At 50.6% G+C, this 24547-nt stretch carries 24 protein-coding genes, 1 tRNA gene and 1 pseudogene; 12 read left to right on the top strand and 14 right to left on the bottom strand.

From position 1 onward, the window contains the following. Positions 1-184: 184 nt before the first annotated feature. Positions 185-2263 (bottom strand): elongation factor G, encoded by a 2079-nt coding sequence (gene fusA / locus BUB30_RS31870; protein ID WP_073142677.1) that lies wholly within the window; start codon positions 2261-2263, stop codon positions 185-187. A 589-nt stretch (positions 2264-2852) separates the two neighbouring features. On the opposite strand from fusA, the gene BUB30_RS31865 reads away from it, so the two are divergent. The 5 genes from BUB30_RS31865 to BUB30_RS31845 all read left to right on the top strand — a co-directional run bounded on the left by BUB30_RS31865 (position 2853) and on the right by BUB30_RS31845 (position 5865). Continuing rightward, positions 2853-3350, top strand: a complete 498-nt coding sequence (locus BUB30_RS31865; protein WP_143165170.1) for a hypothetical protein — start codon at positions 2853-2855, stop codon at positions 3348-3350. Between the two features lie 18 nt (positions 3351-3368). Then, positions 3369-4181: an oxidoreductase gene (locus BUB30_RS31860; RefSeq protein WP_073142673.1), complete on the top strand. Its 813-nt coding sequence runs from the start codon at positions 3369-3371 to the stop codon at positions 4179-4181. Positions 4182-4195: 14 nt separating this feature from the next. Continuing rightward, entirely contained in the window at positions 4196-4996 is an 801-nt protein-coding gene (locus BUB30_RS31855) for a helix-turn-helix domain-containing protein (protein ID WP_073142671.1), read from the top strand. Between the two features lie 132 nt (positions 4997-5128). Beyond that, complete coding sequence (locus tag BUB30_RS31850) at positions 5129-5557, top strand: SRPBCC family protein (RefSeq protein ID WP_073143445.1); 429 nt, start codon at positions 5129-5131, stop codon at positions 5555-5557. 2 nt (positions 5558-5559) lie between these two features. Further along, positions 5560-5865 (top strand): RNA polymerase alpha subunit C-terminal domain-containing protein, encoded by a 306-nt coding sequence (locus BUB30_RS31845; protein WP_073142669.1) that lies wholly within the window; start codon positions 5560-5562, stop codon positions 5863-5865. Between the two features lie 57 nt (positions 5866-5922). Here BUB30_RS31845 and BUB30_RS31840 read toward each other — a convergent pair whose 3' ends face one another. From BUB30_RS31840 to BUB30_RS31825, 4 genes are all read right to left on the bottom strand, one after another. Next, positions 5923-6366 carry a DUF2188 domain-containing protein gene (locus BUB30_RS31840; RefSeq protein WP_073142667.1) on the bottom strand — a complete coding sequence of 148 codons (444 nt, stop codon included), beginning with the start codon at positions 6364-6366 and terminating at the stop codon, positions 5923-5925. A gap of 24 nt (positions 6367-6390) precedes the next feature. After that, on the bottom strand, positions 6391-6861 hold the full coding sequence (locus BUB30_RS31835) for a YbhB/YbcL family Raf kinase inhibitor-like protein (RefSeq protein ID WP_073142665.1): 471 nt from the start codon (positions 6859-6861) through the stop codon (positions 6391-6393). Positions 6862-7089: 228 nt separating this feature from the next. Then, the gene (locus BUB30_RS31830; RefSeq protein WP_143165169.1) at positions 7090-8067 is read right to left on the bottom strand and encodes a hypothetical protein; all 978 of its coding nucleotides are present in this window, start codon (positions 8065-8067) and stop codon (positions 7090-7092) included. Positions 8068-8142: 75 nt separating this feature from the next. Further along, positions 8143-9060 (bottom strand): YihY/virulence factor BrkB family protein, encoded by a 918-nt coding sequence (locus BUB30_RS31825; protein WP_073142661.1) that lies wholly within the window; start codon positions 9058-9060, stop codon positions 8143-8145. A gap of 418 nt (positions 9061-9478) precedes the next feature. Here BUB30_RS31825 and BUB30_RS31820 point away from each other — a divergent pair, with 418 nt between their 5' ends. After that, the gene (locus BUB30_RS31820; protein ID WP_073142659.1) at positions 9479-10264 is read left to right on the top strand and encodes a C1 family peptidase; all 786 of its coding nucleotides are present in this window, start codon (positions 9479-9481) and stop codon (positions 10262-10264) included. Positions 10265-10317: 53 nt separating this feature from the next. On the opposite strand, the gene BUB30_RS31815 is transcribed toward BUB30_RS31820, so the two are convergent. From BUB30_RS31815 to BUB30_RS31795, 5 genes are read right to left on the bottom strand one after another with little or no spacing between them, the layout of a single operon-like run. Continuing rightward, on the bottom strand, positions 10318-11109 hold the full coding sequence (locus tag BUB30_RS31815) for an ABC transporter ATP-binding protein (RefSeq protein WP_073142657.1): 792 nt from the start codon (positions 11107-11109) through the stop codon (positions 10318-10320). Continuing rightward, positions 11106-11894, bottom strand: a complete 789-nt coding sequence (locus BUB30_RS31810; protein ID WP_178377247.1) for an ABC transporter permease — start codon at positions 11892-11894, stop codon at positions 11106-11108. Before BUB30_RS31810 ends, BUB30_RS31815 begins: the two co-directional genes overlap by 4 nt. Positions 11895-11905: 11 nt before the next feature. Then, positions 11906-13675 carry an OmpA family protein gene (locus tag BUB30_RS31805; RefSeq protein ID WP_073142654.1) on the bottom strand — a complete coding sequence of 590 codons (1770 nt, stop codon included), beginning with the start codon at positions 13673-13675 and terminating at the stop codon, positions 11906-11908. A gap of 41 nt (positions 13676-13716) precedes the next feature. Further along, entirely contained in the window at positions 13717-14679 is a 963-nt protein-coding gene (locus tag BUB30_RS31800) for a PspA/IM30 family protein (protein ID WP_073142652.1), read from the bottom strand. 3 nt (positions 14680-14682) lie between these two features. Beyond that, positions 14683-15330, bottom strand: a complete 648-nt coding sequence (locus BUB30_RS31795) for a DUF4047 domain-containing protein (protein WP_143165168.1) — start codon at positions 15328-15330, stop codon at positions 14683-14685. A gap of 761 nt (positions 15331-16091) precedes the next feature. Here BUB30_RS31795 and BUB30_RS31790 point away from each other — a divergent pair. From BUB30_RS31790 to BUB30_RS31780, 3 genes are all read left to right on the top strand, one after another. Beyond that, a complete protein-coding gene (locus tag BUB30_RS31790) occupies positions 16092-16664 on the top strand; it encodes a pentapeptide repeat-containing protein (protein WP_073142648.1) in 573 nt (190 codons plus the stop codon). 143 nt (positions 16665-16807) lie between these two features. Continuing rightward, entirely contained in the window at positions 16808-17554 is a 747-nt protein-coding gene (locus tag BUB30_RS31785) for a nucleotidyltransferase domain-containing protein (RefSeq protein ID WP_073142647.1), read from the top strand. Next, positions 17551-18612, top strand: a complete 1062-nt coding sequence (locus BUB30_RS31780) for a DNA polymerase beta superfamily protein (RefSeq protein ID WP_073142645.1) — start codon at positions 17551-17553, stop codon at positions 18610-18612. The genes BUB30_RS31785 and BUB30_RS31780 overlap by 4 nt, the downstream gene beginning before the upstream one ends. Before the next feature lie 31 nt (positions 18613-18643). Here BUB30_RS31780 and BUB30_RS31775 read toward each other — a convergent pair whose 3' ends face one another. Genes BUB30_RS31775 through BUB30_RS31765 form a run of 3 tightly spaced genes read right to left on the bottom strand, consistent with a single transcriptional unit; the run spans position 18644 to position 21062 of the window. Next, positions 18644-19882 (bottom strand): RNA polymerase sigma factor, encoded by a 1239-nt coding sequence (locus BUB30_RS31775; RefSeq protein WP_073142643.1) that lies wholly within the window; start codon positions 19880-19882, stop codon positions 18644-18646. A 37-nt stretch (positions 19883-19919) separates the two neighbouring features. Beyond that, entirely contained in the window at positions 19920-20273 is a 354-nt protein-coding gene (locus BUB30_RS31770; RefSeq protein WP_073142642.1) for a YciI family protein, read from the bottom strand. A gap of 36 nt (positions 20274-20309) precedes the next feature. Continuing rightward, positions 20310-21062, bottom strand: coding sequence for a hypothetical protein (locus BUB30_RS31765; RefSeq protein ID WP_143165167.1), 753 nt, complete (start codon positions 21060-21062; stop codon positions 20310-20312). A gap of 213 nt (positions 21063-21275) precedes the next feature. Here BUB30_RS31765 and BUB30_RS31760 point away from each other — a divergent pair, with 213 nt between their 5' ends. From BUB30_RS31760 to BUB30_RS31755, 3 genes and pseudogenes are all read left to right on the top strand, one after another. Then, positions 21276-21608, top strand: a complete 333-nt coding sequence (locus BUB30_RS31760; RefSeq protein WP_073142638.1) for a PadR family transcriptional regulator — start codon at positions 21276-21278, stop codon at positions 21606-21608. A gap of 5 nt (positions 21609-21613) precedes the next feature. After that, positions 21614-21802: pseudogene (locus BUB30_RS36050) on the top strand (permease prefix domain 2-containing transporter); the annotation flags it as partial. A 42-nt stretch (positions 21803-21844) separates the two neighbouring features. Next, on the top strand, positions 21845-24226 hold the full coding sequence (locus BUB30_RS31755; RefSeq protein WP_073143443.1) for an ABC transporter permease: 2382 nt from the start codon (positions 21845-21847) through the stop codon (positions 24224-24226). Positions 24227-24313: 87 nt separating this feature from the next. On the opposite strand, the gene BUB30_RS35370 is transcribed toward BUB30_RS31755, so the two are convergent. Then, positions 24314-24396, bottom strand: a tRNA-Ser gene (locus BUB30_RS35370). Between the last annotated feature and the right edge of the window lie 151 nt (positions 24397-24547).

The following is a 24547-nucleotide window of genomic DNA, read 5'->3' as shown; positions in this document are numbered from 1 at the left end:
AACGGGAAGGCAGGTGAACAAGGCCATCGCGATCGCGGCGATTCGAATCGTTTTCATTTTTTTTATTGTAAAATTATTCCTGACGCGATGCGAGAAATTGTAAAAAATCATTGATTTGAAAAGCGTCTTGAATGGCGACGCAATAAAAAAACAGGCCCTCTCTCGAAGGCCTGTTAATTCAGGATCACATTTCCTTTGCCAGGATCTTCCCGGCGATGTTGCCCGGCACCGGTTGATACCGGCTCAGCGTCAGGGAGGCGGATGCCCTTCCGGAGGAAAGGGTTCGCAGCGCCGTGACGTAGCCGAACAGGTCAGACAGCGGGACTTCCGCATCGATCCATTGAACACTTGCCTTGGCATGGATTCCACGGATGATCGCCCGTCGCCGGTTCAGGTCGCCCGTTACCGCGCCGGTGTAGGCTTCCGGTGTCAGCACGTCCACGCGCATGAGCGGCTCAAGCAGTTGGGGAGACGCTTTTCTGGCGGCTTCCCGAAAACCCAGCAACGCGGCCATTTCAAAGTCCTGCGCGTGCGAATCCTTCTGGTGGATCGCGCCGTCGAACAGTCGCACCTTCATGGCCTCGACCGGGTAGCCGGCCAACACGCCGTTGCGCATGCCCTCTTCGAAACCTTTCTTCACCGAAGAAATAAATTCGCGTGGAATGGCCCCGCCTTTCACATCGTTCACAAACTCCAAGCCCGACGCACCGTCTGCGGTAGGGATCAATTCAAAATGGATTTCGGCAAAGTTGCCACTGCCGCCATTTTGTTTCTTGAACACTTCGCGATGCACAACGGGTTGTGTCAGCATTTCGCGATAGGCAATGCGCGGTTCACCTTTGTTCACCATCACATCATAGCGCGACGCCAGCTTCTCCAGCACGACTTCCAGGTGGAGTTCGCCCATGCCCTTCAACACGGTTTGTCCCGATTGCGGATCAACCTCGACGCTCAACGTCGGATCTTCTTCCACCACCTTCGACAACGCTTCACCCAGTTTACCCGAATCGGCCGTCGACTTTGCTTCAATGGCAAAGCCAATCACCGGGGCAGGAAAATCCATGCGCTCCAGTTGCATGGGATGTAAAGGATCAGACAGCGTATCGCCTGTACGGGCGTCCTTCAACCCCACCAATGCGCCGATGTCGCCGGCCTGAAGGGTTTCTACGGGTTCGAACCTGTCGGAAAGAACTCTCAGCAAACGGCTCATGCGCATCTTTTTGCCGGTGCGGCTGTTAAGAACTTGTTGTCCGCTTTCCAAATGACCGGAATACACCCGCACCAACACGAGTTTTCCTACATAGTCGTCGGCAATGACCTTGAACACAAGGGCTGTCAAGGGTGCGTCCAGGCCCGTCTTCCGTTCCATGGCAAGACCATTTTCAGGATCCGTTCCGGTTATCGTGGCAACGTCCGCCGGAGCAGGAAGATAATCCACGATAGCGTCCAGCAAAGGTTGCACACCCTTGTTGCGGAAGGCCGCACCACACAACACCGGCGTCACCTGCAACGACAGGGTAGCGTTTCGCAAAGCTGTCTTGATCTCGTCTTCGCTCACGGGCAATGAAGCGGTGAACTTTGAGAAGATCGTTTCATCCACGAGGGCTAATTGCTCCAGCATATTTTGCCTCCAATGGCCAGCCAAGTCCAGCATCGTTGCGGGAATGTCGGTCACTTCAAAAGATTTCCCATCGGCATTGTTCCATTGCAAGGCTCTCCAACCGATGAGATCGATCACACCGCTAAAAGAATCCTCCGCACCCAGGGGCAGTTGTATCGGTACCGCCACCGCGTGGAACTTCTCACGGATCTCGTTTACGACCCGGATGAAGTCCGCACCTTGCCGGTCCATCTTGTTTACCATGACAATGCGCGGCACGCCATACTTGTCGGCCTGGTGCCACACAGTTTCCGATTGGGGTTGAACACCCGACCGGGCGCAGAACACCGCCACGGCGCCGTCGAGTACGCGCAGCGAGCGTTCTACTTCCGCCGTGAAGTCAACGTGGCCGGGCGTATCGATCAGGTTGACCTGGTACGAATTGTTGTTCCTTTCCCAATAGGTGGTGATGGCCGCCGAGGAAATGGTGATGCCGCGTTTTGCTTCCTGTGGATCGGTGTCCATCGTTGTGTTTCCGTCATCGACGCTTCCCATTTTGTGGATCATGCCGGTATAATAAAGCATGCGCTCGGTGACCGTGGTCTTGCCCGCATCGACGTGGGCCATGATACCTATATTTCGTATTTGTCTGTTCGTTTTCATTTTGTAGTACAGTAAAGAATAATTAATGCGTTGATTTCACATCATAAAAAAAGCCTCCCATCAGAGATGAGAGGCTTCGCATGCACATGACGTGGCCGCTACCTATGTCTCTGACAGGGTGATATTTCGATGATTAATAATTTCAATGACAGCGTCATAAAGCTTTTTAATGATGTGTGTTTAAGGAAAAATAAGCGGGGAGACAATAAAAAAGCCCCTCCGGATGGGAGAGGCTCTTTTTATATATAGGTATAACCCATATCACTATCCTCTTTCATCCGGAAACATGCTGGCCTCCCCGTCTACTATAAAGACGATGTGGCTGCTGGCAAGAACGGCTTTGATAAAAGCCTTGCCTACAGTTTCGTTTTGATATGTGCGATTCGTGATCATGGTGTTAAGTATTCAACTTTAACGGTGGCAAAGGTAATAAGATGCGTGAAAGCTGCAAAACTGGATTTAAAATTTCGGAATGACCCTACCCACGGGGTGACACAACGCATGAGCCGGTGGGAAAAATACTTTGAGCTGGTGGCAAAACAATAATAATCCATGGCCGCCGACTTTTGAAGTATCAAATCGGATGGTCATGAAAGAATATATCCTTCAATATTATGCAAGCGAAAAACAGGGGGCTATCTGGGGTATCGTCCTGGGCGTTGTCTTTATTGCTGCTGCAGTATGGTTATGGCACGCTGCCGGCAGCGCGAGTTTGCAAAGGGGACTGGGACATGCACTGTTGAGCACGGGTGCGCTCATCGTTGTGGCCACCATCGTCACCGTGGTCCATAACAACCGCCGGATCATCCAAACAAAAGAAATGCCCGTCGTGAGCAACACCGACCTGCAGCGGTCTGAAGTGAGCCGCATGGAAAAAGTAATGGCCACGGCCTATATCGGGGGATTGGTAATATTCTCGATGGCGACCGCCACGGGTATAGCTTTATTCACATTGGCGCAAAAGCAATTGCTGAGGGGCGTAGGGCTTGGACTGTTCTTGTTTGGCCTCATCGGTATAGGCGCAGAACTGTTCTCGATGAAGCGCAACCGCCAGTACCTCGAAGAAATAAGACAACTCAAATTTTAGAAATAAAATAAAAAGATCATGAAGAAAATAGTCATCATCACGGGTGCGTCTGCCGGAATGGGCAAAGAGACCGCCAAATTTTTAGCGCAACACAGCTACACGGTATACGGCGCGGCCCGACGTGTAGACAAAATGAGCGACCTCCGGGCCTACGGCGTGAAGCTTCTCGCCATGGATGTGACCGACGACGCGTCCATGTCCGACGGCGTGCGCCAGGTCATCGCCAGCGAAGGACGCATCGATGTGCTCATCAACAACGCGGGCTTTGGATCCTATGGCGCCGTGGAGGATGTGTCGCTAAAAGACGCGCGGTATCAACTCGATGTGAACTTGTTTGGCGCCGCACGCCTCATCCAGTTGGTATTGCCCCACATGCGCGAGCAGCAGAGCGGCAAGATCGTGAACATTTCTTCCATCGGCGGCAAGATCGCCACCCCGCTGGGAGGGTGGTATCATGCCAGCAAGTTTGCCCTCGAAGGACTCAGCGACACCTTGCGTAACGAGGTGAAACCGTTCGGCATCGATGTGATCCTCATCGAACCCGGTGGTGTGAAATCGGAATGGGGCCGGATTGCGTTCGACAGTCTTGTGAAAGTTTCAGGGCACACGGCCTACAAACCGCTCGCCGATAAATTTGCCGATGCTTTCAAAGCCACGGAAGAGAAAAACCCCGAGCCCATCGTCATTGCCGAACTGATCCGAAAGGCGATCGAAGCCAAACGGCCCAAGGCGCGTTATGTGGGTGGCTACCTGGCCAAGCCGGCGGTCATTGCGCGGAAACTGCTGTCCGATCGCATGATGGATAAAATGATCATGAGTCAAATTAAGTAACTTGGCGAAGGTCTATGATACATCGGCTTCAGCAAAATATTCTCTATTCGTGCGTCGAGCACAAAAAAAGAAGCAACGAGCAGTTGGTGGTCGAGCATGCGCTGGGCTATGTGGTGACGGGTGAATCGCACTTCTATACCAATCAAGGCATGCAGATTTTCGGAGAGGGCACGATCGGTCTCATCCGCAAAAATCAGCTCACCAAAACCGTTAAGGCTCCGGGTGCGGACGGTGCGCCGTTCAAGTCGATCAACATTTTTTTGGATCAGCACGCGCTCAAACGCTACAGCGCCGAACACAATCTTCATGCCCCCGGCCGCTACACCGGAGAAACGATGATCAACTTGTCGCACGACCCATTCCTGAAAAGTTATTTCGATTCCTTGTTGCCTTACTTCGACCAACCCGACCAACTTTCGCCTGCATTGGCCGAGTTGAAAACCAAGGAGGCGATCGAACTCCTGCTGCGACGGGACCCGAAACTGAAGAATTTTTTATTCGATTTCACCGAACCATTCAAAATAGACCTGGAGGCGTTCATGAACCAGAATTTCACCTATCATGTTTCGCTAAAGCAATTCGCCACGCTCACCGGCCGGAGTTTGGCCACCTTCAAGCGCGACTTCCAAAAGATATTTGGTTCCTCTCCCGAAAAGTGGCTGCTGAAAAAAAGATTGGAACAAGCCCATTTTCTGATCGCTCAAAAAAATCAGCGACCGACGGATGTTTATCATGAAGTGGGTTTTGAAAATATATCACACTTCTCTACTGCGTTTAAGAATTTGTATGGCTATAGTCCGTCGAGCTTGTTATAAACGGCCAAGCAAAAGGAATCGTATTGTCGCAATCGGCCCGCTAAAAAGTCGCTTTTTGCCAACCCCGGGGCAGTTTCTGTGCGTTATGTTTGTATCATAAAACGCAAACAAAACCAAAAACAAAACATAATCATGGAAACTGCAACAAAAACCCAGATCACCGTAGAAGCATTGGTAAAAGTACCTGTAGAAAAAGTGTGGGAGCATTGGTTCGAACCGAAACACATCACAAAATGGTGCGCGGCATCCGACGACTGGCACGCACCCAAAGCCGAAAATGATCTGCGCACCGGTGGTAAATTCTTAACCACCATGGCCGCCAAAGACGGCAGCTTCAGTTTCGATTTCGAAGGCACCTACACCAACGTGGTTCCCCATAAAGTAGTAGAGTATACCATTGCCGATGGCCGCAAAGTGAAAATAATCTTTGGATCAAGAGGCGCCGAGACGCTGATCACAGAAACCTTCGAACCCGAAAGTGTCAACCCTGTTGAGATGCAACGTGGCGGCTGGCAGGCCATTCTCGACAACTTTAAAAAATATTCCGAAGCCAACGCCTAATAATGTCGCCTTCGAAGAAGAACCTGCGGGTTTGTAAACAAGGTCACACCTACTACAAAAGCAGCGATTGTCCAACCTGTCCGGTTTGCGAACAAGAACGCAAACCGGACAGCGGCTTTCTTGCCCTGCTCGGTGCCCCGGCGCGTCGTGCTCTTGAAAACGCGGGTATAAGCACACTCAAACAACTCTCGTTGCAAAGCGAGCGGGAAATACTGATGCTGCATGGCATGGGTCCCAGCAGTCTGCCCAAGTTACGCACAGCGCTCGCGACTGAAGGACTGTCGTTTCGCAAGGACGTTGAACGCTAAAAAAAGAGGCGGCTCCTATGAGCCAGCCTCTTAGCGATTTGCATTCGGTCTGATAAGTCAACTTTGCTTCACGGCCGTTTTCCGGGGATTATACGAGATCCGTTTTTCCACCCTGCCATTCTTTTGTTGAATGGTGAGCGAACCGTTCACGGAACGCGCCTCACGACGTGCCTGGCGCACGGCATCTTTTTTGGTGTGGAACACCTTCTCCACTTTTCCTTCACCTTCCACTTTGATGGCCCATTCTTTTTCGTGGGGCACCACGTAGCGGTCTTCACCGTGTTGCTTCACGTCGGTGATCTTTGACGCTTCGGGACGTTCGGTCTCCTGGTCGCGATTGGCAGCCCAGTCTTTCGCACGGCTAATGGCCGTGGCAATGGCGATGCCGTCGTCCATGTGTTTCTCCTCCAGCAGGGCGTTGGCGATGTCGATCGCTTTGTCGCGCACGGCTTCCGGGAGGTTCTTCATCGAATCGGGATAATCTGATTTTGTCCAAGGCATAATTTTAAAAGTTTTGATTTTACATTATTGTCGTTTATACAAACCAATCAATTCGCCCGTGCCGATCACGTGGCCGTCCATAGCTTTTAGCAGCGTATGCTTATCCACGCCGCCGGGCAGATCGAGGATGGTGTCGAGGGCAAATAGCCTGAAGTGATAGTGGTGCGCACCCTGCGGCGGACAGGGTCCAGTGTAGCCGATTTTCTGTTTACTGTTCAATCCTTCTTCGCCGGGGACGCTGTTCTCTTCGATCGTGTTCGTGGGCGCAATGTTCCACAACAGCCAGTGATCGAACGTACCGTGGGGTGCATCGGGGTCTTCGACGATGAGCGCCAGGGTTTGTACATTCTCGGGTATGTCGCCGAGTGTCAGTGGCGGATTGATCCCAGCGCCATCGCATGTGTATTTTGCGGGTATGTATCCATTATGAGTGAAAGCGGCGCTGTGAATGTTGAGCGTTGTCGTGTTGATGTGAAATAAAGTGAAAGGACTCATGACTGCAGGGTTTAAGGTGAACAGAAGTGACTTTTAATGACAATCATCGCATTGTCCTCCTCCGCGGAAGCTTTGGACAGCAAAGCCATGACCGATCTTTTCAAATTCACGGTTGTAAACCAAAAATCCGTGCCAGGACGATAATGCCAACTTGCTCGCCGCACGACGACCATTGGCAATTTTCAAGTGGGTAAGAAATCCACACTTGCCCAGGGATGGCTACATTCGTTATTTCAAATATTTCACCGCCTTCTGAAAGTTCATAATGTTGGATGTGATCCCCACACTCAATTGCGTGAGCTCGCCGTTCATGTAGTAAATATTGTAGTAGTCCTGGCCACGGTAAAATCGCAGGAAGAAGGCGATCTCGTCAAACCACGTTGGATAATATTTGTAGGTTATATCGACGATAAGCCGCTGGGAAGCCTGAAGCGGGCTGGCGCCATTCATTTCTCCCATGATCCACCCAACCTTTAGTTCAACACTCGATTGTTGCAGCCACCGGTTCACGGCGTCGTCTTTTCGCTTGTGCATGGGACCGAGAAAGCCGGCCTTGGCATAGAGCCGGTAGAATCCGTAACTGCTGTTCATTTCTTCGATCGACCATTTTGGTGGATGGATTTCCGCCCACAATTTTATTTCGCGAATGGAGAAATTTTTCTTGCCCAACTTTTCCAGGTGATATGACGACACTCCGAACTCTAAAAAATTTGTGGCAAAGTTCCCATCCTCCAGGTTTGGCGTGTGCGTGGAGTCGGAACTGTAGAACGCGCCATCCTGCCCGTTAGAGTGATGGGCCACGGCCGCATACCACAAAGCGTTGGTATAGAGGATTTTTTTCAGAAAACTGGTCTGCCAGAATCTGATGTCGTGATAATAGGTGATGTACACCTTGTAGCTCGGGTTTCGGATGGGCAGCGACTTCTTATCGAGCATGCGAATTTGAACCTGGGGGTTTAGCATGAGGGCCCAACTGCGTTTTTGACCCGTAAAGAAATAGCTGGGCGAAAGCCGTGCTTCAAAGATGAGGGGTTCAAGGTTGCCAATGCCACTGCCAAAGGTGACATAACTCTGCTCGCGGTTGGCATTCACCAGGGTGAGAAACTTTTGATGTTCAACTGAATTTTCAAGGGTGTCCCGCTCCTGGGCTAGCAAACGGCCGCTGCAAAGCATGACAACAACAAAGAATATAGATCTGACCTGCATGGGGATTGACGGGAGTTTTCTTTTAACCCGGCACCGCCCGGTTTGTTTTTGTATTTTTTTGTTTGACCTGAAAGATCAGTGCACAGGCGCCTTTTTAGTACCCGTCTCTACCACTTCCTCTTTGTATTTCTCCCCTAATTTCGCCGGGCGGATAGGGTGACCGGTAGCATTGCCGTACTCATAGGTGAACGAAGCCCCGAAATACAAAATGAACGAACAATAGAAGATGAACAGCAATATCGTGGCAATGGAGCTGGACGGTCCGAAGAGCTCACCCAATTTTCCTTCTACCAGGATTTTAGTGATGCCATAACGCCCTAAAACAAAAAGGACACCCGTGCACAGCCCTCCCGCCAGCGCTACCCGCCAACCCACGTGAGCCTCGGGCATGAACCGGTACACACAGGCGAGCCACGTGGAAATGATGAGTACGGATAACAAAATATTTATGATGGAAAACAAGACGCGTAGCACACCGCCGGTGAACGCTTCCCGAATGGCCACGAGTCCGTAGTCTATCCCTACCGTGATCAGGAACAACGCACCGATGAGTAGGATCAATCCAATTTCGATCAGGCGCTCTTTGATGTGATACCGAAGTTTTTGATGGGGTTTCTCCCGGATGTTCCACAACTGGTGAATCGATTGCCGGATGGCGCTGAGCCAGGTGGTGGCGACAAAATAAAAAAACACCGCTAAAGCCACCGTCACCCAGGTACTGGTTTCCAACGACAAGAAATTTTCGACGATGCGCTCAATACTGTGCGTGGCCCTTTTCCCAAAAGCCGTGGTCAGCTTGGCAAACAACTTGGGAAGGATGATGTCTTCGTTGAAGAAAATATTTAGCAAATGGCTAAGATTGATCAGAATGGGCGCAAGGGCAAACGTGGTGAAGAAGGCCGTAGCGGCCGATAACAACAAGGGATTGGAATTGCCGATAAGCCGGAATGACTTTTTAAGGATGGTAAAACGTTGGCGGGCCTGCTGTGTCATAAGATCGTCGCATCAGATGCCATTGACCATGTTCGGCAAGGGGTTGGTGATTTGTCGCGTGATAACAACAACGGCTGCAGGGCTTTGTTCAAGGGGAAACTGGAAATACAAAGCGCATGGCTTTTCCGGGAGTGACCTGATTTTTAATCGTTTTCAGGTCCATGCACTCAGGGATTTTACAGCAATTGGACTGAAATTAACCGGCGCCCGATAGGAAAAGTGTGCGTGCTTTTCTACATTAGTTTAGGGAGCCCATCTTGTCTAGCACTTCATGAATAGTGGTAGAGAGATGGGCTTTGTTTTGATCCACAGGCAAACACAACCCATCCCGGATATGTCAACCTTTTCGCTTACACGGCAATTCCTAGAACGACATCGATACCATAAGGACTAATCCCAAAAAAAAACCCAAAAACGTATGAAACCTCAAACCAAAAAAAGACATGTAAAACAATTTGGCTGGGTTCCCGATCTTCCCGATCAGCGCGACCTGATGTATTCGGCACCGAGCCGGTTGCTGCGCAAGTTGCCTTCATCAAAAGATCTGCGCAATTCCTGCCCACCCGTGTATGACCAGGGAGCGCTGGGAAGTTGTACGGCCAACGCCATTGGTGCCGCCTATGAATTTGAGCTTCGCCGAAAGGCAAACAAGATGCGGGCGTTCACACCCTCGCGGCTCTTCATCTACTACAACGAACGCGTGATCGAGGGCACGGTGAACACCGACGCCGGCGCCATGATCCGCGACGGCATGAAAACGGTGAACAAAGACGGCGTGTGTCCCGAAAGAATGTGGCCCTATGACATCCGGAAATTTGTGAAGCTGCCCCCCGATCCGTGTTACATCGAAGCACAGAAACACCAGGTGCTGTCCTATCACCGCGTGCGCCGCGACCTTAAGCAAATGAAAAGCTGTCTCGCCGATGGCTATCCTTTCGTGTTCGGCTTCACGGTGTACGAATCGTTTGAAAGCGATGAGGTTGCCGAAACCGGTAAACTAAACATGCCCGCCCCCGCAGAAAAAGAAGTGGGTGGCCACGCGGTGCTGGCCGTCGGCTACAGCGATGCGTCAAAACGGTTTTGGGTGCGCAATAGTTGGGGAAAGGGTTGGGGTAAGGCCGGTTACTACAGCATGCCCTACGATTACCTGCTGAACGAAAATCTTTCCGATGACTTCTGGACGATTCGCATCGTTGAAGGCTAATAAAAATCAAGAACAAAAAAAGGTGTCCGGTTTTTTTCCGGACACCTGTTACCTTAGATCTTGTGTTTGATCTGCGACACCACTTGTTGGAACTGCCGGTTCTCGCGAATGCCCGGGGTCCACGCCAACCCCATTTCGATGAGATCAAGGGTCTCGGTGATAGTGGCGCCCTCTTTGTCCTTCTCGCGTGCCAAAATGAATGCCGTATCCGAGATCGCCAATGAGTTCTCCACATCGTGACTCACAATAACCAACGTGTTCCATTCGTGCAACGTGGCCACCCGGCCCAACAGGTCCATCACCTTGTCGATCATGAGCGCATCCAATCCCGAGAACGGTTCGTCCAGCAGGATAAAACGGTTGCCCGTGAGCACTTGCTGAATGATGCTGACACGCTGACGCTGCCCGCCGGAAAGTTGCTGCGGATATTTTTTCAGATGCTCCGTCAAATCAAACTTCACGGCATAGTCTTGAATGAGGGCATCTTTCTCCTTGCTCTCCAGCGTCACATGTTTCATGGCGAGGCGCAGGTTGTCGTGGATAGAGCGATGGTTGAACAGCAAGTAATTTTGCGGCACAATCCCCACCTGCCCGGCCTCCACGGCTTGTTGCTCGACGCCGATCATGATCGTCCCCGTGTCGGGTTGGATCAGGCCGGCAAGAATTTTGAACAACTGTGTCTTGCCCACTCCGCTTCGCCCGATGAGCGACACCACCTGGCCCTGGTCCAGACCCGGCCGCACAATGTTGCGGATGGTGAGGTTGATATCGCGAAGAATGGGTTTGTCATAGCTTAAGCTCACATCCTTCACGTCGAGCAGCACCTCATTTTTTGTGTAGTTCATGATCGTTTTTCGATTTTAGTATACGGAAAAAGCCAGTAGCGCATTTGCTTCAACAAGTAGTCAAAGAAAATACCCAACCCGAAAATGATGACCAGGATGGCAAACACCGTGCTCAGGTCGATATACTTGTTCGACTTGATGAGCATCGTGCCCAAGCCGCCCTCCGACATGCTGAGTCCTTCCACCATGGTGATCATCATCCAGGCGATGGCAAAGTTCTGGCGCATCACTTCAAATACCTGGTCCAGCCGGCCCACGATCACCACCTCCAGCAGGGTCTGCCAATGGTTCATCCGCAGCGTCTTGCAGAGATCGTATTCCTGTGTGTTGATGCTGTCGATGATCGACAACAAGGAGGTCACGAAGAAAGGAACGATCCCAAAGATGAGCAGGCTGAGCTTCAATTGGTGACCATCCTGCGTCAACAGAGTGAACAGAAAGATCAATCCTGTCAAGGTCAGGTAGCGGCACTTCACGATGAAGCGCGTCACCGGTGCGAACACCGGGATCAGCGAGAGATAGCTCACCACCAGCGCCAGGACAATTGAAATTCCCATGCCCGACAAGGTGAGCGAGAGACTGCTGAACAGGTTGTCGGTGAAATAGGCCGAGGTAACGATCCGCCCGACGGCCACCATAATTTTGGAGGGCGTGGGGATCAGTCCATGTTGTCCGAAGATCTCCCAGGCCAGCAGGGCCGCCAGCGCTTCCACAACGACAAGCGTTATGGAAGTGCGGCCCTTGATCTGGGTCAATGGACGAAACACACTTTTGATGATATCCATTGACATTTTTTTTATTCACCTAAAACAATTTGTACACGACGGTTCTGAGCGCGGCCCGCAGCCGTGGCATTATCAGCGATGGGATTGGATGGACCAAAACCTTTTGCTTCAATACGCTGAGACGACAAACCTTTGCTCAACAAGTAGCTCTTCACCGAATTGGCGCGCGCTTCCGAAAGCGCCTGGTTCGATTGTGCGCCACCCACGTTGTCGGTGTGACCATACACACCCACCTTCAGACCTTCGGCGACCACCGAGCTTTGCAGGATCTCGTCCAGCAACCTATACGACTCGGGTTTGATCGACGCGCTACCCGTCTCAAACTGGATCTGGTACGACTTCGAAGAAACTTCGCTCGTGATCTCGTTCGAATACGCCACTTGCAAGGCCTTACCTTCCATCAGCTCGCCGTGGTTGGCAATCACCGATACGAGGAACGATTTATCTACCACCACGCTATACTGGGGGTAAGTTGCCATATACTCCGGGTACATCTTCGACAAAATGTCACCGAAGGTAGTGTAGACGATCTTGTAGCGGTCGATACCATCCTTGCCAAGACCGAACATGTTGGCAGCATCCTGCAGGTTGAAAGCCATCGAACCACCGAGCGTTACCGGCACACCTTGCATGTCGTTTTCGGTTACACCGTTGTAATACTTCAACCAGTAGTCGCCGCTTTGCTCGTTATATACTTTTGCCGATACATTGGCGGCAAACGCCTTGGCTTCTTTGAACGATCTCACCTGGTCGCCCGCCTGGCTAAGGGCCATGATGAGGTTCTCGATGTCGGTGCGGTGATCATACGCAAACTTCTTGATGGTGATCGTGATGTTTGGCATCTGCGAAGCATACTGCTTGGTGTTGGCAATGGTCACCAGACCACCTTTCTTTTGTGCGATGTTCACGTCGCAAGGCGTCCAGGTGGCGACGGCATCTACACCTACCGTGACTTCTTCACTGAGCTTCTTGCCATTCTCCACGATCTTGCGCTTCTCTTTGTAGCCGGAGATATATTTGTTACCAGCGTCCAGGAAGTCGGCGGCAGCGATCAGGTTGATGGCGTTCTTGTCGAACGTCGTCTCGTCGGGGTTCACCCGCAGGTTGTTGTCACCAGCCCATTTCAACAGGATGTTCATGTCACCGTCGCGCAGCACGCAGGCTACTGTTTTACCCAGGGCCGAGGAAGGATTCTTCTTCCAATCGGCGGGACCCATCAACTGGTCTTCACCGTATGATTTACCCATGGCATAGAAAGCGATGGGCTGATACTCGGGACCCAGCGGCTCCAACTCCTTCGACAACGAGGCGAAGAAGGCCGGCATACCGTCGCCCATGAAGGACGCGAACACACCGGGGGTGGAGTTAGGATGGTCTTTATAGTCCTGCGCGAACTTCACGATGTCGGCCAGCGACTTGAAACAGTCGTCCTGGCGCGAGATATCGACTTGAAGTTTCGCCTTGTCCAGCAAGGAACCTTGCGTGGTCACCGCGCCACCGTTGGCATACATGAGCGGGAACTGCGAGTTCCACGCCATGATCTTCCACACGATCTTGGTACCGCCGTTCACGGATTCCTTCGGTGCGGGCAAGGGCAACATCATGGCCTGACCGGCCAGCGAGGCTTCGGGCGCGTCGGGCAAGGCCACGCGGCCGATTTCTTGTGATTGCTTGGCCTCGCGTGGGCGTTTATCCCACCACCCTACTTTGGCGGCGAATATCGTGGCCAGCACGACGAGGATCATGACTACTTTTCCGGATGTTTTAATTTTTACTGCCATATGAGTTGTTGTTTTGGTTTAAGAAAATTGTTTTGCATTGTTTATTTTAAAAGGTCACCATAGTCGCTACCACTCGTACCGGTCGACTGTCGCGACGACACGGTGAGTTTGAACTCGCTGTCGGGATTGAATTTGTCCAGCATCTTCAAGCCCTCCTTTTCGTAGGTAGCGTTGTCGAGGTCGATCGACTTCATGAAGTCCGACGAGTAGCTGATGGCCTTTTTCATGTTGGCCAGTTTGCCGGCAATGTCTTCCTTCAAAAATTCCATCGACTGCTCCACCATCATTTTCTTCTCCGGATCGCCTTTGAAGATCTTCAGCGCCGAGGTCAGTGCACGATTGCCGGAGGTCACGGATTTGTACAGGTCCTTCTTCACCTCCAGCTCGTTCTTCGCATCCTCGATGAGGTAGGCGCTGTTCTTGTGCACCTTGGTGAGGTAGTCGCCGATGCGCGACAGGTTCTCGAAGATGGGCGAGAGCTGTTGGACGTATTCCTTCAAGCGGCCGATCTGTCGCGTGGCGTTGCCCAGTTCGGGCATCATGCCCTTTTCTTTGGCCACCTGCGCCTTGGTCATCAGCTTATTGATCTCACCTTCCTTTTCACGCATCTTGGCATGGATCTTCTCCTTTTGTGCGTCCACATCGGTGGCTTGCTTGTAGAGTTTTTCACGCTCTTCTTGCATGTCGCTGATGTAGTCTTCCGCGATGATGAACGGGTCGAGTTCGATCACCACGCCCACCAGTTTCTTCATGAGGATCTCATAGAGATAAAAGAGACTCATGCGAAATTTTCGGTGCGTGATGCAGTAGAGAAATACACCCAGACAGGCCAGCGCTACACCGAAGTTGAAAGTGTTCCATACCACCGCGGTGAGTACCGGCAACACGTAGTATCCTATCGCGGTGAGGATACCCAGGCCGGCCACCGTGCCGAATTTTCCACCGGGTCGCTTCCAGTACGATTTCAATTGTTGTGCATCTGCGGGAAAAATTTGTGTTTCCATAGTTTATAGGTTTGTTTGAATTTTGGTTATGTCGTCTGCAATCTTTCCGAACATGGCTTCGCAGGCCGTCAGGTAGCCTTGCTTGTTCTTGTTCAGTTTGCCTTCCTCTTCGGCAATGGTTTGCTTTAATTTTTCCATGGCTTGCTGGGAGTCCGCGATCTCTTTGGTCAGCTTTTGGATGGTCTCGGCATGGCGGGTAATGTTTTCCTCCAGGCCTTGCACATCTTTTATTTTCTGACCGATCTCCTTGTCACGTTTTTCCGCCGCTGTTTTTTCAAACTGCGCCTGGTCGTGACGGATGATCTCCTGGTAGGTCTTCGCGGTCTCGACAAGTTTTTCTTTTGTCAAACCTTGAATGGCCAGGGCTGCGAACGTGGCTGAGATCCGCGCCTTCTCATCGCGGATGTGTGCTTCGAGCGTTTCCATCATCTTCATGAATTCGTAGTAGTCCGGTCCCGGCAAGTTTTGCTGGTCGAACAACTTCTCGAAGTGCTTCCCGAACTTGTCGAGTTCTTCCGCGTTCAACACGGCCCGTGCGGTGGCGCGTGGGGGTGGCGTTGGCGAAGAATCGTTGCGCGGCGCGCGTTGATCATCAGGACCTTCATCGAATTCCACGAAGAGGCCCATAGCTTTCTTTAAAAGATTAGCCATAGTTGTTTGGTTAAGTGAAAAGAGAATCGAAAACGACTTTGAACAACTCTAATTCGAAAAGATAGAGGCGTGCACTGCAACGCCATTGCAGTGTGGGAGGCCACTGGAAAATTCTGAATTAGAGGAGGATGGTTCTATGCCACAGTCGGAAATCGCTGCAGCGGGTTTGAAGATGCCCGATGCAGGCTTAAGACTTGGCAGGAGGTGCGCTTGTCATGGTTTTGTTTTTTAATTTTCTTTTTGATCACGGGAGCACGTCGCCACGTCATGGCTGGGTAACTCTCGGATCGTGTAGTACTATTGTCGGGTGAATGTGTGCCGCAGTCTGGAGTGCTGCAGCAGGAGAGAGATGCCTGGTGCAGGCTTTAAGACTTAGCAGGGGGAGCGCTTGTCATTTTATGTTGTGTTGTTTTGTGAGAGAATTAACGAGGCGCTTTTGGGAATGTTGGGGTGTTTCAATCAAATAAATATTTAGTTCACTTCTTGTAAGATATTCGTGAAATACATATCGAATATTATCGCAAACACCGCATGCAACGCAAACGGTACAGGCCGATGCGTTTGGCCTTTTTCATAATTGTATCTACAGATATTGAAATTTCGTCGCAATGGCGTTTCTTGCATCTACGTTGCGTTGTTGCGGTATTGCGGTAGTGGCGCACACGCAACGCTATTGCAGAACCGCAAACGAAAACTACGTACCGCAAGCATGTAAGAACTACCTTTGACAACACCGATAAAACCCTTTTTTTGACAACGCTATGGAAAAGAAACGCACCTGGGAAGAAGTAATCGATAAGAAAGATTTCAGCGGAACGAAACTACCCAACAACGAGTATGAAAATTGCCAGTTCAAGCAATGTACTTTTGTAAATGCCGATCTCTCGAACATAAAATTCTCCGACTGCGAGTTCGTGGATTGCAACCTTAGCAACACCAAGCTCCATCAGACCTCCATGCAAGACGTCCGCTTCAAACAATGCAAGTTGCTGGGGCTGCATTTTGACAACTGTAATGCCTTCCTGTTCGCCGTCGATTTTGAGGACTGCATTCTTAACCTGTCAACGTTCTATAAACTGTCGCTCAAAAAGAAGATCGTAAAGAATTGCAGCCTCCAAGAGGTTGACTTTGCCAATGCGGACTTGAGCGGCACCACGTTTGAAAATTGCGACCTGACGGGCGCCACGTTTGAAAATACAATTTTGGAGAAGGCAGACTTTCGGACGGCCTACAATTTTGCTTTTGACCCGGAGAAGAATAAGATCAAGAAAGCTAAGTTCAGCAGGGAAGGACTGGTGGGGTTGTTGGCGAAATATGATATTGAGATCGAATAGGTTTTGCAATCACGAATCGCTGCGGAAAATCTCTTCAGCAGGAAAAAGACTGGTTCATTAAGAAATAAACGCGAAGTAATTAACTGCGCAAAAAGGCTGCGCACCAGTAGTATAGCTTTGCAAGGACAAACGAAAAACGAGCCATGAAAGCTATTATCCAAGAAAAACTGCGAGCCCTGGAGCGGGAATTCGATATTCGGATTCTCTTTGCGTGCGAATCCGGAAGTCGGGCCTGGGGCTTTGCGTCGGTCGACAGTGACTTTGACGTGCGTTTTATATATGTTCATAAAGCCGAATTCTACTTGTCGCTAAGCGATCAACGTGATGTCGTTGAACTTCCGGTAAATGATGTGCTGGACATTAGTGGATGGGAACTGCGAAAAGCGCTTCGTCTTTTCCGGAAATCAAACGCCCCGCTTTACGAATGGCTGCAGTCACCCCTGGTGTATGAAGCTGTTCCTGGCTTTGTTGACGAGTTGACGGCACTTATGCCGCTCTATTTCTCTCCCCGCGCGGCGATGCACCACTATCTTAGCATGACGAATGGTATTTTTGAAAATGATCTTTCGGAAAATCGGGTTAGGCTGAAGAAATATTTCTACGCGCTGCGTACGCTGTTGGCTTGTCAATGGATCGCCAGCCGATCGGAGGTGCCGCCGATGGAATTTGACAAACTCCGGGCGATCATGAGAGAAGATTTGAATGAAACGGTCGACGGTCTTCTGGGCCAAAAAGCGGTTGGAGACGAGAAAAGCACGATCTTACCTGTTGAATCGGTGAATGATTATATACGTGAACAAATTGGGATCTGCAAAAAAGCGATCCCCGAATCAAGTATCGCTGGGGGTGACGAACCGCTAAATCGAATATTCAGAAAGTACATGGTATGACGTTGCAGGAACTACAGAAGGATTCACCCAGCATTTTGCTGAAGTGTATTAGTGGCAGCCAGGCCTATGGCCTGGCATTGCCACATTCTGATACAGATATAAAGGGCGTGTTTGTTCTGCCCAAGAAGGAATTCTATGGATTGACCTATACCGATCAGATCAATAACGCGACAAACGATGAGATGTATTATGAGATCTGGAAATTCGTCGACCTTTTGCTAAAGAATAATCCCAATATTCTGGAGCTTTTGAACACCCCGGAGGATTGCATTCTTTATCGCCACTCCGGCATGGATCTGATCCGGCCGGAATTCTTTTTGTCCCGGCTTTGCAATCAAACTTTTGGGCAATATGCCTATGCGCAAATCAAGAAAGCGCGCGGTTTAAATAAAAAGATATTGAACCCGCTGGATAAGAAACGGAAGGCGATTTTGGATTTCTGTTATATTGTTCAGGGACAAGGCTCGGTCCCTGCGACTGAATGGTTGAACAGAATGCAGTATCGACAGGAGGAGTGTGGCCTCGTAAGCATAAACCATATGCGTGATGTATACGCCTTGTTCGCACCTTCACAAGCATTGCGACAATTCCGTGGAATATGCTCCAACGAAAAGGCCGATGACGTTTCTCTTAGCTCAATTCCCGAGGGCCTTGCTCCTGCTGCGACGCTATACTTTAATAAGGATGGTTACACGGTGTACTGCAAAGAATATAAGCAATATTGGGAATGGGTGGACCAGAGAAACGAAGCGCGCTATGAAAATACGGTTGAGCATGGGAAGAACTATGACGCAAAAAATATGATGCACGTTTTTCGCTTGTTGAACATGGCGGAAGAAATTGCCCGTTTTAAGAAGGTGAATGTGAGGCGACCCGAACGGGAATGGCTATTGCGCGTCCGCGCGGGAGAGTTTACGTATGAAGATCTTCTAGCGCGGGCTGATGAAAAAATACAGATAGTAGAAGAGTTATTTAAGCGCTCGGATTTACCCGAGACCCCCGACAGCGGTCTGTGTGAAGAATTGCTGGTCAAAATTAGAAGCAGTTTCGCAGCATAGAACCTCCGAAGTACCTTTCAAGGGGGCGGTCTTATGAATTACCGGTTTCCATTTCGAGCATCATTTTCTGAATAAATTCCTGCTCCTTAGCAAACCCGGTTTGGTCGTAGGCCTTTATTAAATATTGCCTCGCCAAGATGTCGTTGCCTTCCAGGTGATGAAGCTTTCCCAGCGCTGAGTTCAATAAGTAGTATTGATTTAGAATGGGATGCCGCTCCAGTGCATGCAAGATTTGAAAGGCCTGAAGCCGTTGCCCGGAATAAAAGAGAGCGATGGCATAATTCAGTTCCACGAATGGATTGGGATGCTCATTGAGCAATCGCGCATACAATTGCGTGATCGTGCCCCAATCGGTGTCTGCAAACGAATGGGCCACACAGTGCAGGTAGGCAATAGAGGCTTCCAGGTGGTAGGACGTGATCTCTTCGCCTTTTGATGCGTGAAGAAAGTCATTGCCCAGTTGGATCAACGCTTTATTCCAAAGTGAGCGATCCTGTTTTTCGAGATTCAGCAACTCTCCCGAGGTGCCGAATCGGGATTTGAAGCGGGCGCTATTAAACAACATAAGGGCGTGGAGGGCCGCGGTGTGTTTGTTGCCCAGGTGGGCGTCCATGAGGGCTTTGTTCAGCAACAAGGCCTCTTCGCATAATTCTTCGCGCAGGATTTCGGTGCCGCGGAAAGATTTGTACCCTTCATTAAAGATGAGATAGATGATCTTGTGCACGGTCGGCAGGCGCGGTCGCAGGGCAGCGGAAGGTGGCTCTTCCAAAAGGATCTTTTCGTCTTTGATCTTTTGCCGGGCGCGGAGTAATAATTTATCCACGCCGTCCACGGTCATCCCCAACACGCCGGCGATGACGTCTACTTTCAGGTTGACAACATATTTTAGGGTGATCACCACCTGCACTTTGGGAGACAGGTCAGGGTGCGCACAGGCAAAGAGCAGTTTCAGCTGTTGATCGTCCAATACCGATTCGGAGAAACGCATCTCTACGGACTCCTGGAATGTATTTTCGTTAAGGCCTTCGATTCGTTTTTCTTTCTTGATCTTGTTCAACGCTTTGTTCCGACACACTTTGTAAATCCAGCCGGCGGGGTTAAGCGGTATGCCATTGGTCTTCCAATCGGTGAGCGCTGCAGAGAAGGAGTCCTGGACGAGATCTTCTGCCGTTTCGGGGTCGATGTCGCGCGAAGCATAGAGCAGCACACTGACCATTTTTCCAAAATGATCCTTGTAAAGTTTATCTACGGCTTGCTCTATGCTGACCATCGCTAATGTTGTTTGTTATGGACCACGTCTGCAGCGGCTAAGAAAGCGTATCGACCATGCTCACGGGCCTCACTTCGATGACGGCAACACCCTTCATCACCAGGGGACACATCTGTGCGATGGCAACGGCCTGCTCAATGTTCTCGGCCATGATCAGGTCATACCCGGCAATCCCTTCCTTTGCTTCAATGAAGGGCCCGTCGGACAGCACTTCATTCTTGCTCACGTAGCGGCCCCGAACCGCCAGCGGCTCTCCCGCGATGTAGTTGCCCGATTCGGCGATGGACTTGATCCACTCCATTTGTTCGGGCAAATTGGAGAAGCGCTCCTCGTCGGTCAGCGCACCGATGCGTTTCAGGTCTTCGCGAATGATCAACATGAATTTTTCCATAGTGATAAATTTGAGTTGTGTAAGTTATAAAGTAATTCAAAATCCATAAACAAGCCCAGCGTTCCATTTGTAATGGGTTCCTGGGAAACCGGCCCAAAAAGGTTGCACGCCCTGGAAGTAGACCGACAACGGAATGCACTGCAGGTCGGCGGTGACACTTCCCGAACCATAAAAGCCATCGATGTTGCCATCGAAATTGAAATAGAATACTTCGGGCTTCACTTTTGCGATCAATATTTTCGGAAGACGGAGAGCGGTGATGATGTTGCTGACATCAAAAAATTGTCCCGACAACGCGCCGGTATCAAAGGCATGGACCAGCAGGTAAGTCCACCGCAGCGCCCACGGCGACGTCAACGTCTGCTCGCCGGCAAATTCGAAGGTCAGATTCCGGTGTGCGCGGATGATCGATTCCCCTGATAACATAACCACCTCTCCAAAGTAAAGCGAAGGATTCAACCCCACAGTCGCCTTCAGTTTTTTCCGGTCAATAAAGGCCAACCTAAACCAATTGTTTACCAGCCAAGGCTTCCCGTTTAGCCCCAGGGCAAGATCGGGCTCGAAGCTGAAGCGTTTTTTCTTTAGAGACAGAAATCCCATCATCAGGGGACTATTAAATGAAAAGGCAGGCACGGGAGCAAACCCTGCATTGGCCAGCATGACCCGACCACTGGCACTGACATTGCTCTTTTGGTCTGTACTGTCCGGCACTTGTCCGGTCATGTCGACGGGACGGAACGCAGCAAGGCAAAAAACAAAACAAGCCAGCAGTCGATAAAATCGAATCATGCCCTAAAGACAACGGAGACCCTGAAATCCGGACACCTTATTTAAATAAAATGCCCTATCGAACCGTAAAACAAGGACACTACTATTATTATGTAAATCGGTATGATTTGCCACCTCTGGCCTGCAATTTTCTTATCCTTCTCCCAATATCTTTAACAAAATGCTAACAAATTGAGAAACAAACCGTATATTAGTTTAGCAAAATACATACAAATGGGAAAAGAATACCTGGGCGAATTTGAAGAATTGGTGCTAACAATGGTGGGCATTCTGCAGGAGGACGCCTACGGTAACGCGATTGTCAGCGAGATAAAAGAACGCGCCGGCCGCGATGTGCTGTTGAGTGCCGTGCATGTCACGCTCTATCGGCTGGAAGACAAAGGTCTGATCAAATCGAAAATGGGAGGCGCCACCAACGCTCGTGGAGGAAGACGCAAGCGGATCTTCACCATCACCAACGCTGGCTTGGCCATGCTGCGCGCCATAAAAGAGATGCGCACCGATCTCTGGAAACTTATTCCTCAACTAAAAATCGCAGGGCGGTAAAGTTTATGTCCCGACAAAAAGACCCGCCCCGCCTGGCCCTTCGGTTTTTGAAGTGGTTCTGCCCTTCGCACTTATACGAAGGCATCGAAGGCGACTTACTGGAAGCATTCGACGTCGATGTTGAGCAGGTTGGTCTGTACAAAGCGCGGCGTCGATTTGCGTACCAAGCCGTTCGGTTTTTTAGACCGGGCATTATTTTACGAAATACTTTCGCGTCACCTTTTATCCAACGTGCTATGCTCAAGAACTTCATTGTCGTTGCCTGGCGGAACACAGTGCGCAACCGCACCTACGCCGCCCTGAACATCGCGGGCCTCGCCCTGGGGCTTGCTACTTTTCTGATGATGTATTTGGTGGTCCGTTTCGAAAACAGCTTCGACCGGTATCATAAAGATGCTGACCGCATGTACCAGGTCATAAGCTATGATAAATTCAACGAGCCCACGTCGCACGTGCCTGGCGCGGTGATCAAGTTTCTGAGAGAAAATAGCGGGGTGGAAAGTGCCTCGGCAGCGTTGGCCTGGCCTCCGAATGTGATAAAAGTTCGAAACGAGAACCTGCAGCAGGAGCATGCCTTCTATGTCACGCCGGAATTCATGAAGACGCTGGACATAAAATGGATTGCCGGATCGCCGGACAAGTCCTTGTCAGCGCCGTACCAGGTGGTTTTGGATGAGCCCACGGCGCACCGGCTATTTCCCGAAGGGGCCATGGGAAAAACAATACGAGTCGACAACGCATACGACGTCACAGTCACGGGTATCATTCAAAAAGTCCCGGTTAATTCTGAATTTCAATTTGAGTTTATCATATCCTACAAAACCGTGGACCGCTACGCCTCCTGGCAGTCGAACGAAAACAATTGGGGTGGCGGCGATTCCAGCCATCACGGTTATGTCATGTTGAAGGAAGGCGTGGAAGCTGCCGACCTTGAAGCACAATTAAGAAAGCAAGCGGAGTTGCATAAAGAACACGGTCAATATGCATATTTCAAACTCTTGCCGTTTTCGGAGATCCATTTCACGGAAGATAATGACACCTATAACTACATCACACCCCACTGGCTGCCCGACACACTTTTCTATATCGGACTTTTCGTGTTGGTCATTGCCTGTATCAATTTTGTGAACCTTGCCACGGTGCAGTCTGTTCAGCGTAGTCGCGAGATCGCCGTTCGCAAGATTCTGGGGAGCAGTCGCGGGGCTTTGGTGTGTCAGTTCTTTGTCGAGACCGCTGTCATTGTGCTGATGGCCGAGATCATTGCCGGGGGAATGGCGACTTTGCTGGTGGGGCACATGGATTATCTTTTAAGCACGCATGTCGCCAGTGCGCCCGTGTGGAACGGCAATACGTTTGGTTTCCTGTTGCTCACCGGTCTTGCCGTGACCTTTGCTTCCGGTTTTTATCCAGCGCTTATTTTGTCGGGCTTCCAGCCGATGAGTGTTATGCGCAACAAGCTGGCTGCCCTTTCCGCCCGGGGCATTTCCCTGCGCCAGGCGCTGGTGGTCTTTCAATTTGGCATTGCCCAGGTGATGGTGATCTGTATGCTGATTGCATTGAAACAAATGCAATATTTCCATACGCAAAACCTTGGTTTCGATTCGAAATCGGTAATAACTATCGACATGCCCGATAGCGGCGACGAAATGAAACGTGAACACCTGCGGCAGCAACTGTTGAAACACTCCGCGATCAAAGACGTGACTTTCGGATTAACTTCACCCTCGAGCACCCGCAATTGGTGGTGGTGGACCATCAAGCATCCCAACCTGGCCAATGGGGCCGCTACCTTCCGCTTGCAATTTGTAGACACGAGCTATTTTCGTTTTTACAAGATCCCGGTAGTGGCCGGCCGTATGTTTCAGGCAAACGATACTTCAAAAACTAACCCGGTGGTCATGATCAATGAACAAGCAGTCGCCGCGTTGGGATTTGCGACGCCCGAGGAGGCCATCGGGACCAAGCTCGGGGAGGGCGACAATGTTGAGCTCCGGACAGTGATTGGTGTGGTAAAGAACTATCACTCGCAAAGCCTGAAAGCAGACATTGTTCCCCATTTATATTCTTTTCGCAAAAGCAATTTTTATCTCGCCAGCTTCCGCATCGATCCGTTGTCGGCAAAAGAGGCCATCGCCCTCATCGGAAAATACTGGACACAGGAATTTCCGGACAACTATTTTAAATATGCATTTCTGGACAGCGACCTGCGCACATTCTACGAAGACGAGAACAAGTTCTCCAATATGCTCACCACTTTTGCAGGCGTGGGGATCTTTATCGGTTGCCTGGGATTGTATGGGTTGGTGTCGTTCGTATGTACCCGTCGCACAAAAGAGATTGGAATACGAAAGGTATTGGGAGCAAGCATTTCGAGTATTCTGCTGTTGCTCTCCGGAAATTTTCTGGTGTTGGTAACGGTGGCGTTTGCTGTGGCCGCTCCCATCGCGTGGTATGTCATGCAACAGTTTTTGGAGCAGTATACCAATCATATTGAAATGCCGTGGAGCGCGTTCGCCGTCGCCGGTGCGATAACCTTTATTATGGCGGTGATGCCGGTGGGTTGGCAATCGCTGCGGGCGAGTCGTGCGAATCCTTCGGATAGTTTGAAGTACGAATAATTTACCTTCGGGAAAGTTTCGAGGGGTGGACTTGCCGTTCGCTAAGGCTTCGGTGGATGAGCCGCCTTCGCTAAAGCTACGGCGGGCGAAGTGTGAGACTCGAACTCACAACGGAATTAACCGCTACTTGTTTTCAAGACAAGCTCCTGATCCAGCCGGGTACACTCCTTATATGACATTCAAAACTTGTGCGGAGAGCGAAGGAATCGAACCTTCATCCCAAATGCGGGACCTATCTTAGCAGGACAGTGCAGCGAACCAGTGTCTGCCTGCTTCGCTCGCCGGAGCTTCAGCGAAGGCGAGCTCTCCAAAATCTTTCAC

The sequence above is a fragment of the Chryseolinea serpens genome (assembly GCF_900129725.1).
In the GTDB taxonomy this organism is placed as follows: Bacteria; Bacteroidota; Bacteroidia; order Cytophagales; family Cyclobacteriaceae; genus Chryseolinea; species Chryseolinea serpens.
Note: the sequence above shows the minus strand (reverse complement) of the source record. Positions and strands in the feature narration are given on the sequence as shown.

Coding starts and splice junctions, on each gene's coding strand:
- fusA (WP_073142677.1), bottom strand. CDS start 2,263: ATGAAAACGAACAGACAAATACGAAATATAGGTATCATGGCCCACGTC.
- BUB30_RS31865 (WP_143165170.1), top strand. CDS start 2,853: ATGAAAGAATATATCCTTCAATATTATGCAAGCGAAAAACAGGGGGCT.
- BUB30_RS31860 (WP_073142673.1), top strand. CDS start 3,369: ATGAAGAAAATAGTCATCATCACGGGTGCGTCTGCCGGAATGGGCAAA.
- BUB30_RS31855 (WP_073142671.1), top strand. CDS start 4,196: ATGATACATCGGCTTCAGCAAAATATTCTCTATTCGTGCGTCGAGCAC.
- BUB30_RS31850 (WP_073143445.1), top strand. CDS start 5,129: ATGGAAACTGCAACAAAAACCCAGATCACCGTAGAAGCATTGGTAAAA.
- BUB30_RS31845 (WP_073142669.1), top strand. CDS start 5,560: ATGTCGCCTTCGAAGAAGAACCTGCGGGTTTGTAAACAAGGTCACACC.
- BUB30_RS31840 (WP_073142667.1), bottom strand. CDS start 6,366: ATGCCTTGGACAAAATCAGATTATCCCGATTCGATGAAGAACCTCCCG.
- BUB30_RS31835 (WP_073142665.1), bottom strand. CDS start 6,861: ATGAGTCCTTTCACTTTATTTCACATCAACACGACAACGCTCAACATT.
- BUB30_RS31830 (WP_143165169.1), bottom strand. CDS start 8,067: ATGCAGGTCAGATCTATATTCTTTGTTGTTGTCATGCTTTGCAGCGGC.
- BUB30_RS31825 (WP_073142661.1), bottom strand. CDS start 9,060: ATGACACAGCAGGCCCGCCAACGTTTTACCATCCTTAAAAAGTCATTC.
- BUB30_RS31820 (WP_073142659.1), top strand. CDS start 9,479: ATGAAACCTCAAACCAAAAAAAGACATGTAAAACAATTTGGCTGGGTT.
- BUB30_RS31815 (WP_073142657.1), bottom strand. CDS start 11,109: ATGAACTACACAAAAAATGAGGTGCTGCTCGACGTGAAGGATGTGAGC.
- BUB30_RS31810 (WP_178377247.1), bottom strand. CDS start 11,894: ATGGATATCATCAAAAGTGTGTTTCGTCCATTGACCCAGATCAAGGGC.
- BUB30_RS31805 (WP_073142654.1), bottom strand. CDS start 13,675: ATGGCAGTAAAAATTAAAACATCCGGAAAAGTAGTCATGATCCTCGTC.
- BUB30_RS31800 (WP_073142652.1), bottom strand. CDS start 14,679: ATGGAAACACAAATTTTTCCCGCAGATGCACAACAATTGAAATCGTAC.
- BUB30_RS31795 (WP_143165168.1), bottom strand. CDS start 15,330: ATGGCTAATCTTTTAAAGAAAGCTATGGGCCTCTTCGTGGAATTCGAT.
- BUB30_RS31790 (WP_073142648.1), top strand. CDS start 16,092: ATGGAAAAGAAACGCACCTGGGAAGAAGTAATCGATAAGAAAGATTTC.
- BUB30_RS31785 (WP_073142647.1), top strand. CDS start 16,808: ATGAAAGCTATTATCCAAGAAAAACTGCGAGCCCTGGAGCGGGAATTC.
- BUB30_RS31780 (WP_073142645.1), top strand. CDS start 17,551: ATGACGTTGCAGGAACTACAGAAGGATTCACCCAGCATTTTGCTGAAG.
- BUB30_RS31775 (WP_073142643.1), bottom strand. CDS start 19,882: ATGGTCAGCATAGAGCAAGCCGTAGATAAACTTTACAAGGATCATTTT.
- BUB30_RS31770 (WP_073142642.1), bottom strand. CDS start 20,273: ATGGAAAAATTCATGTTGATCATTCGCGAAGACCTGAAACGCATCGGT.
- BUB30_RS31765 (WP_143165167.1), bottom strand. CDS start 21,062: ATGATTCGATTTTATCGACTGCTGGCTTGTTTTGTTTTTTGCCTTGCT.
- BUB30_RS31760 (WP_073142638.1), top strand. CDS start 21,276: ATGGGAAAAGAATACCTGGGCGAATTTGAAGAATTGGTGCTAACAATG.
- BUB30_RS31755 (WP_073143443.1), top strand. CDS start 21,845: ATGCTCAAGAACTTCATTGTCGTTGCCTGGCGGAACACAGTGCGCAAC.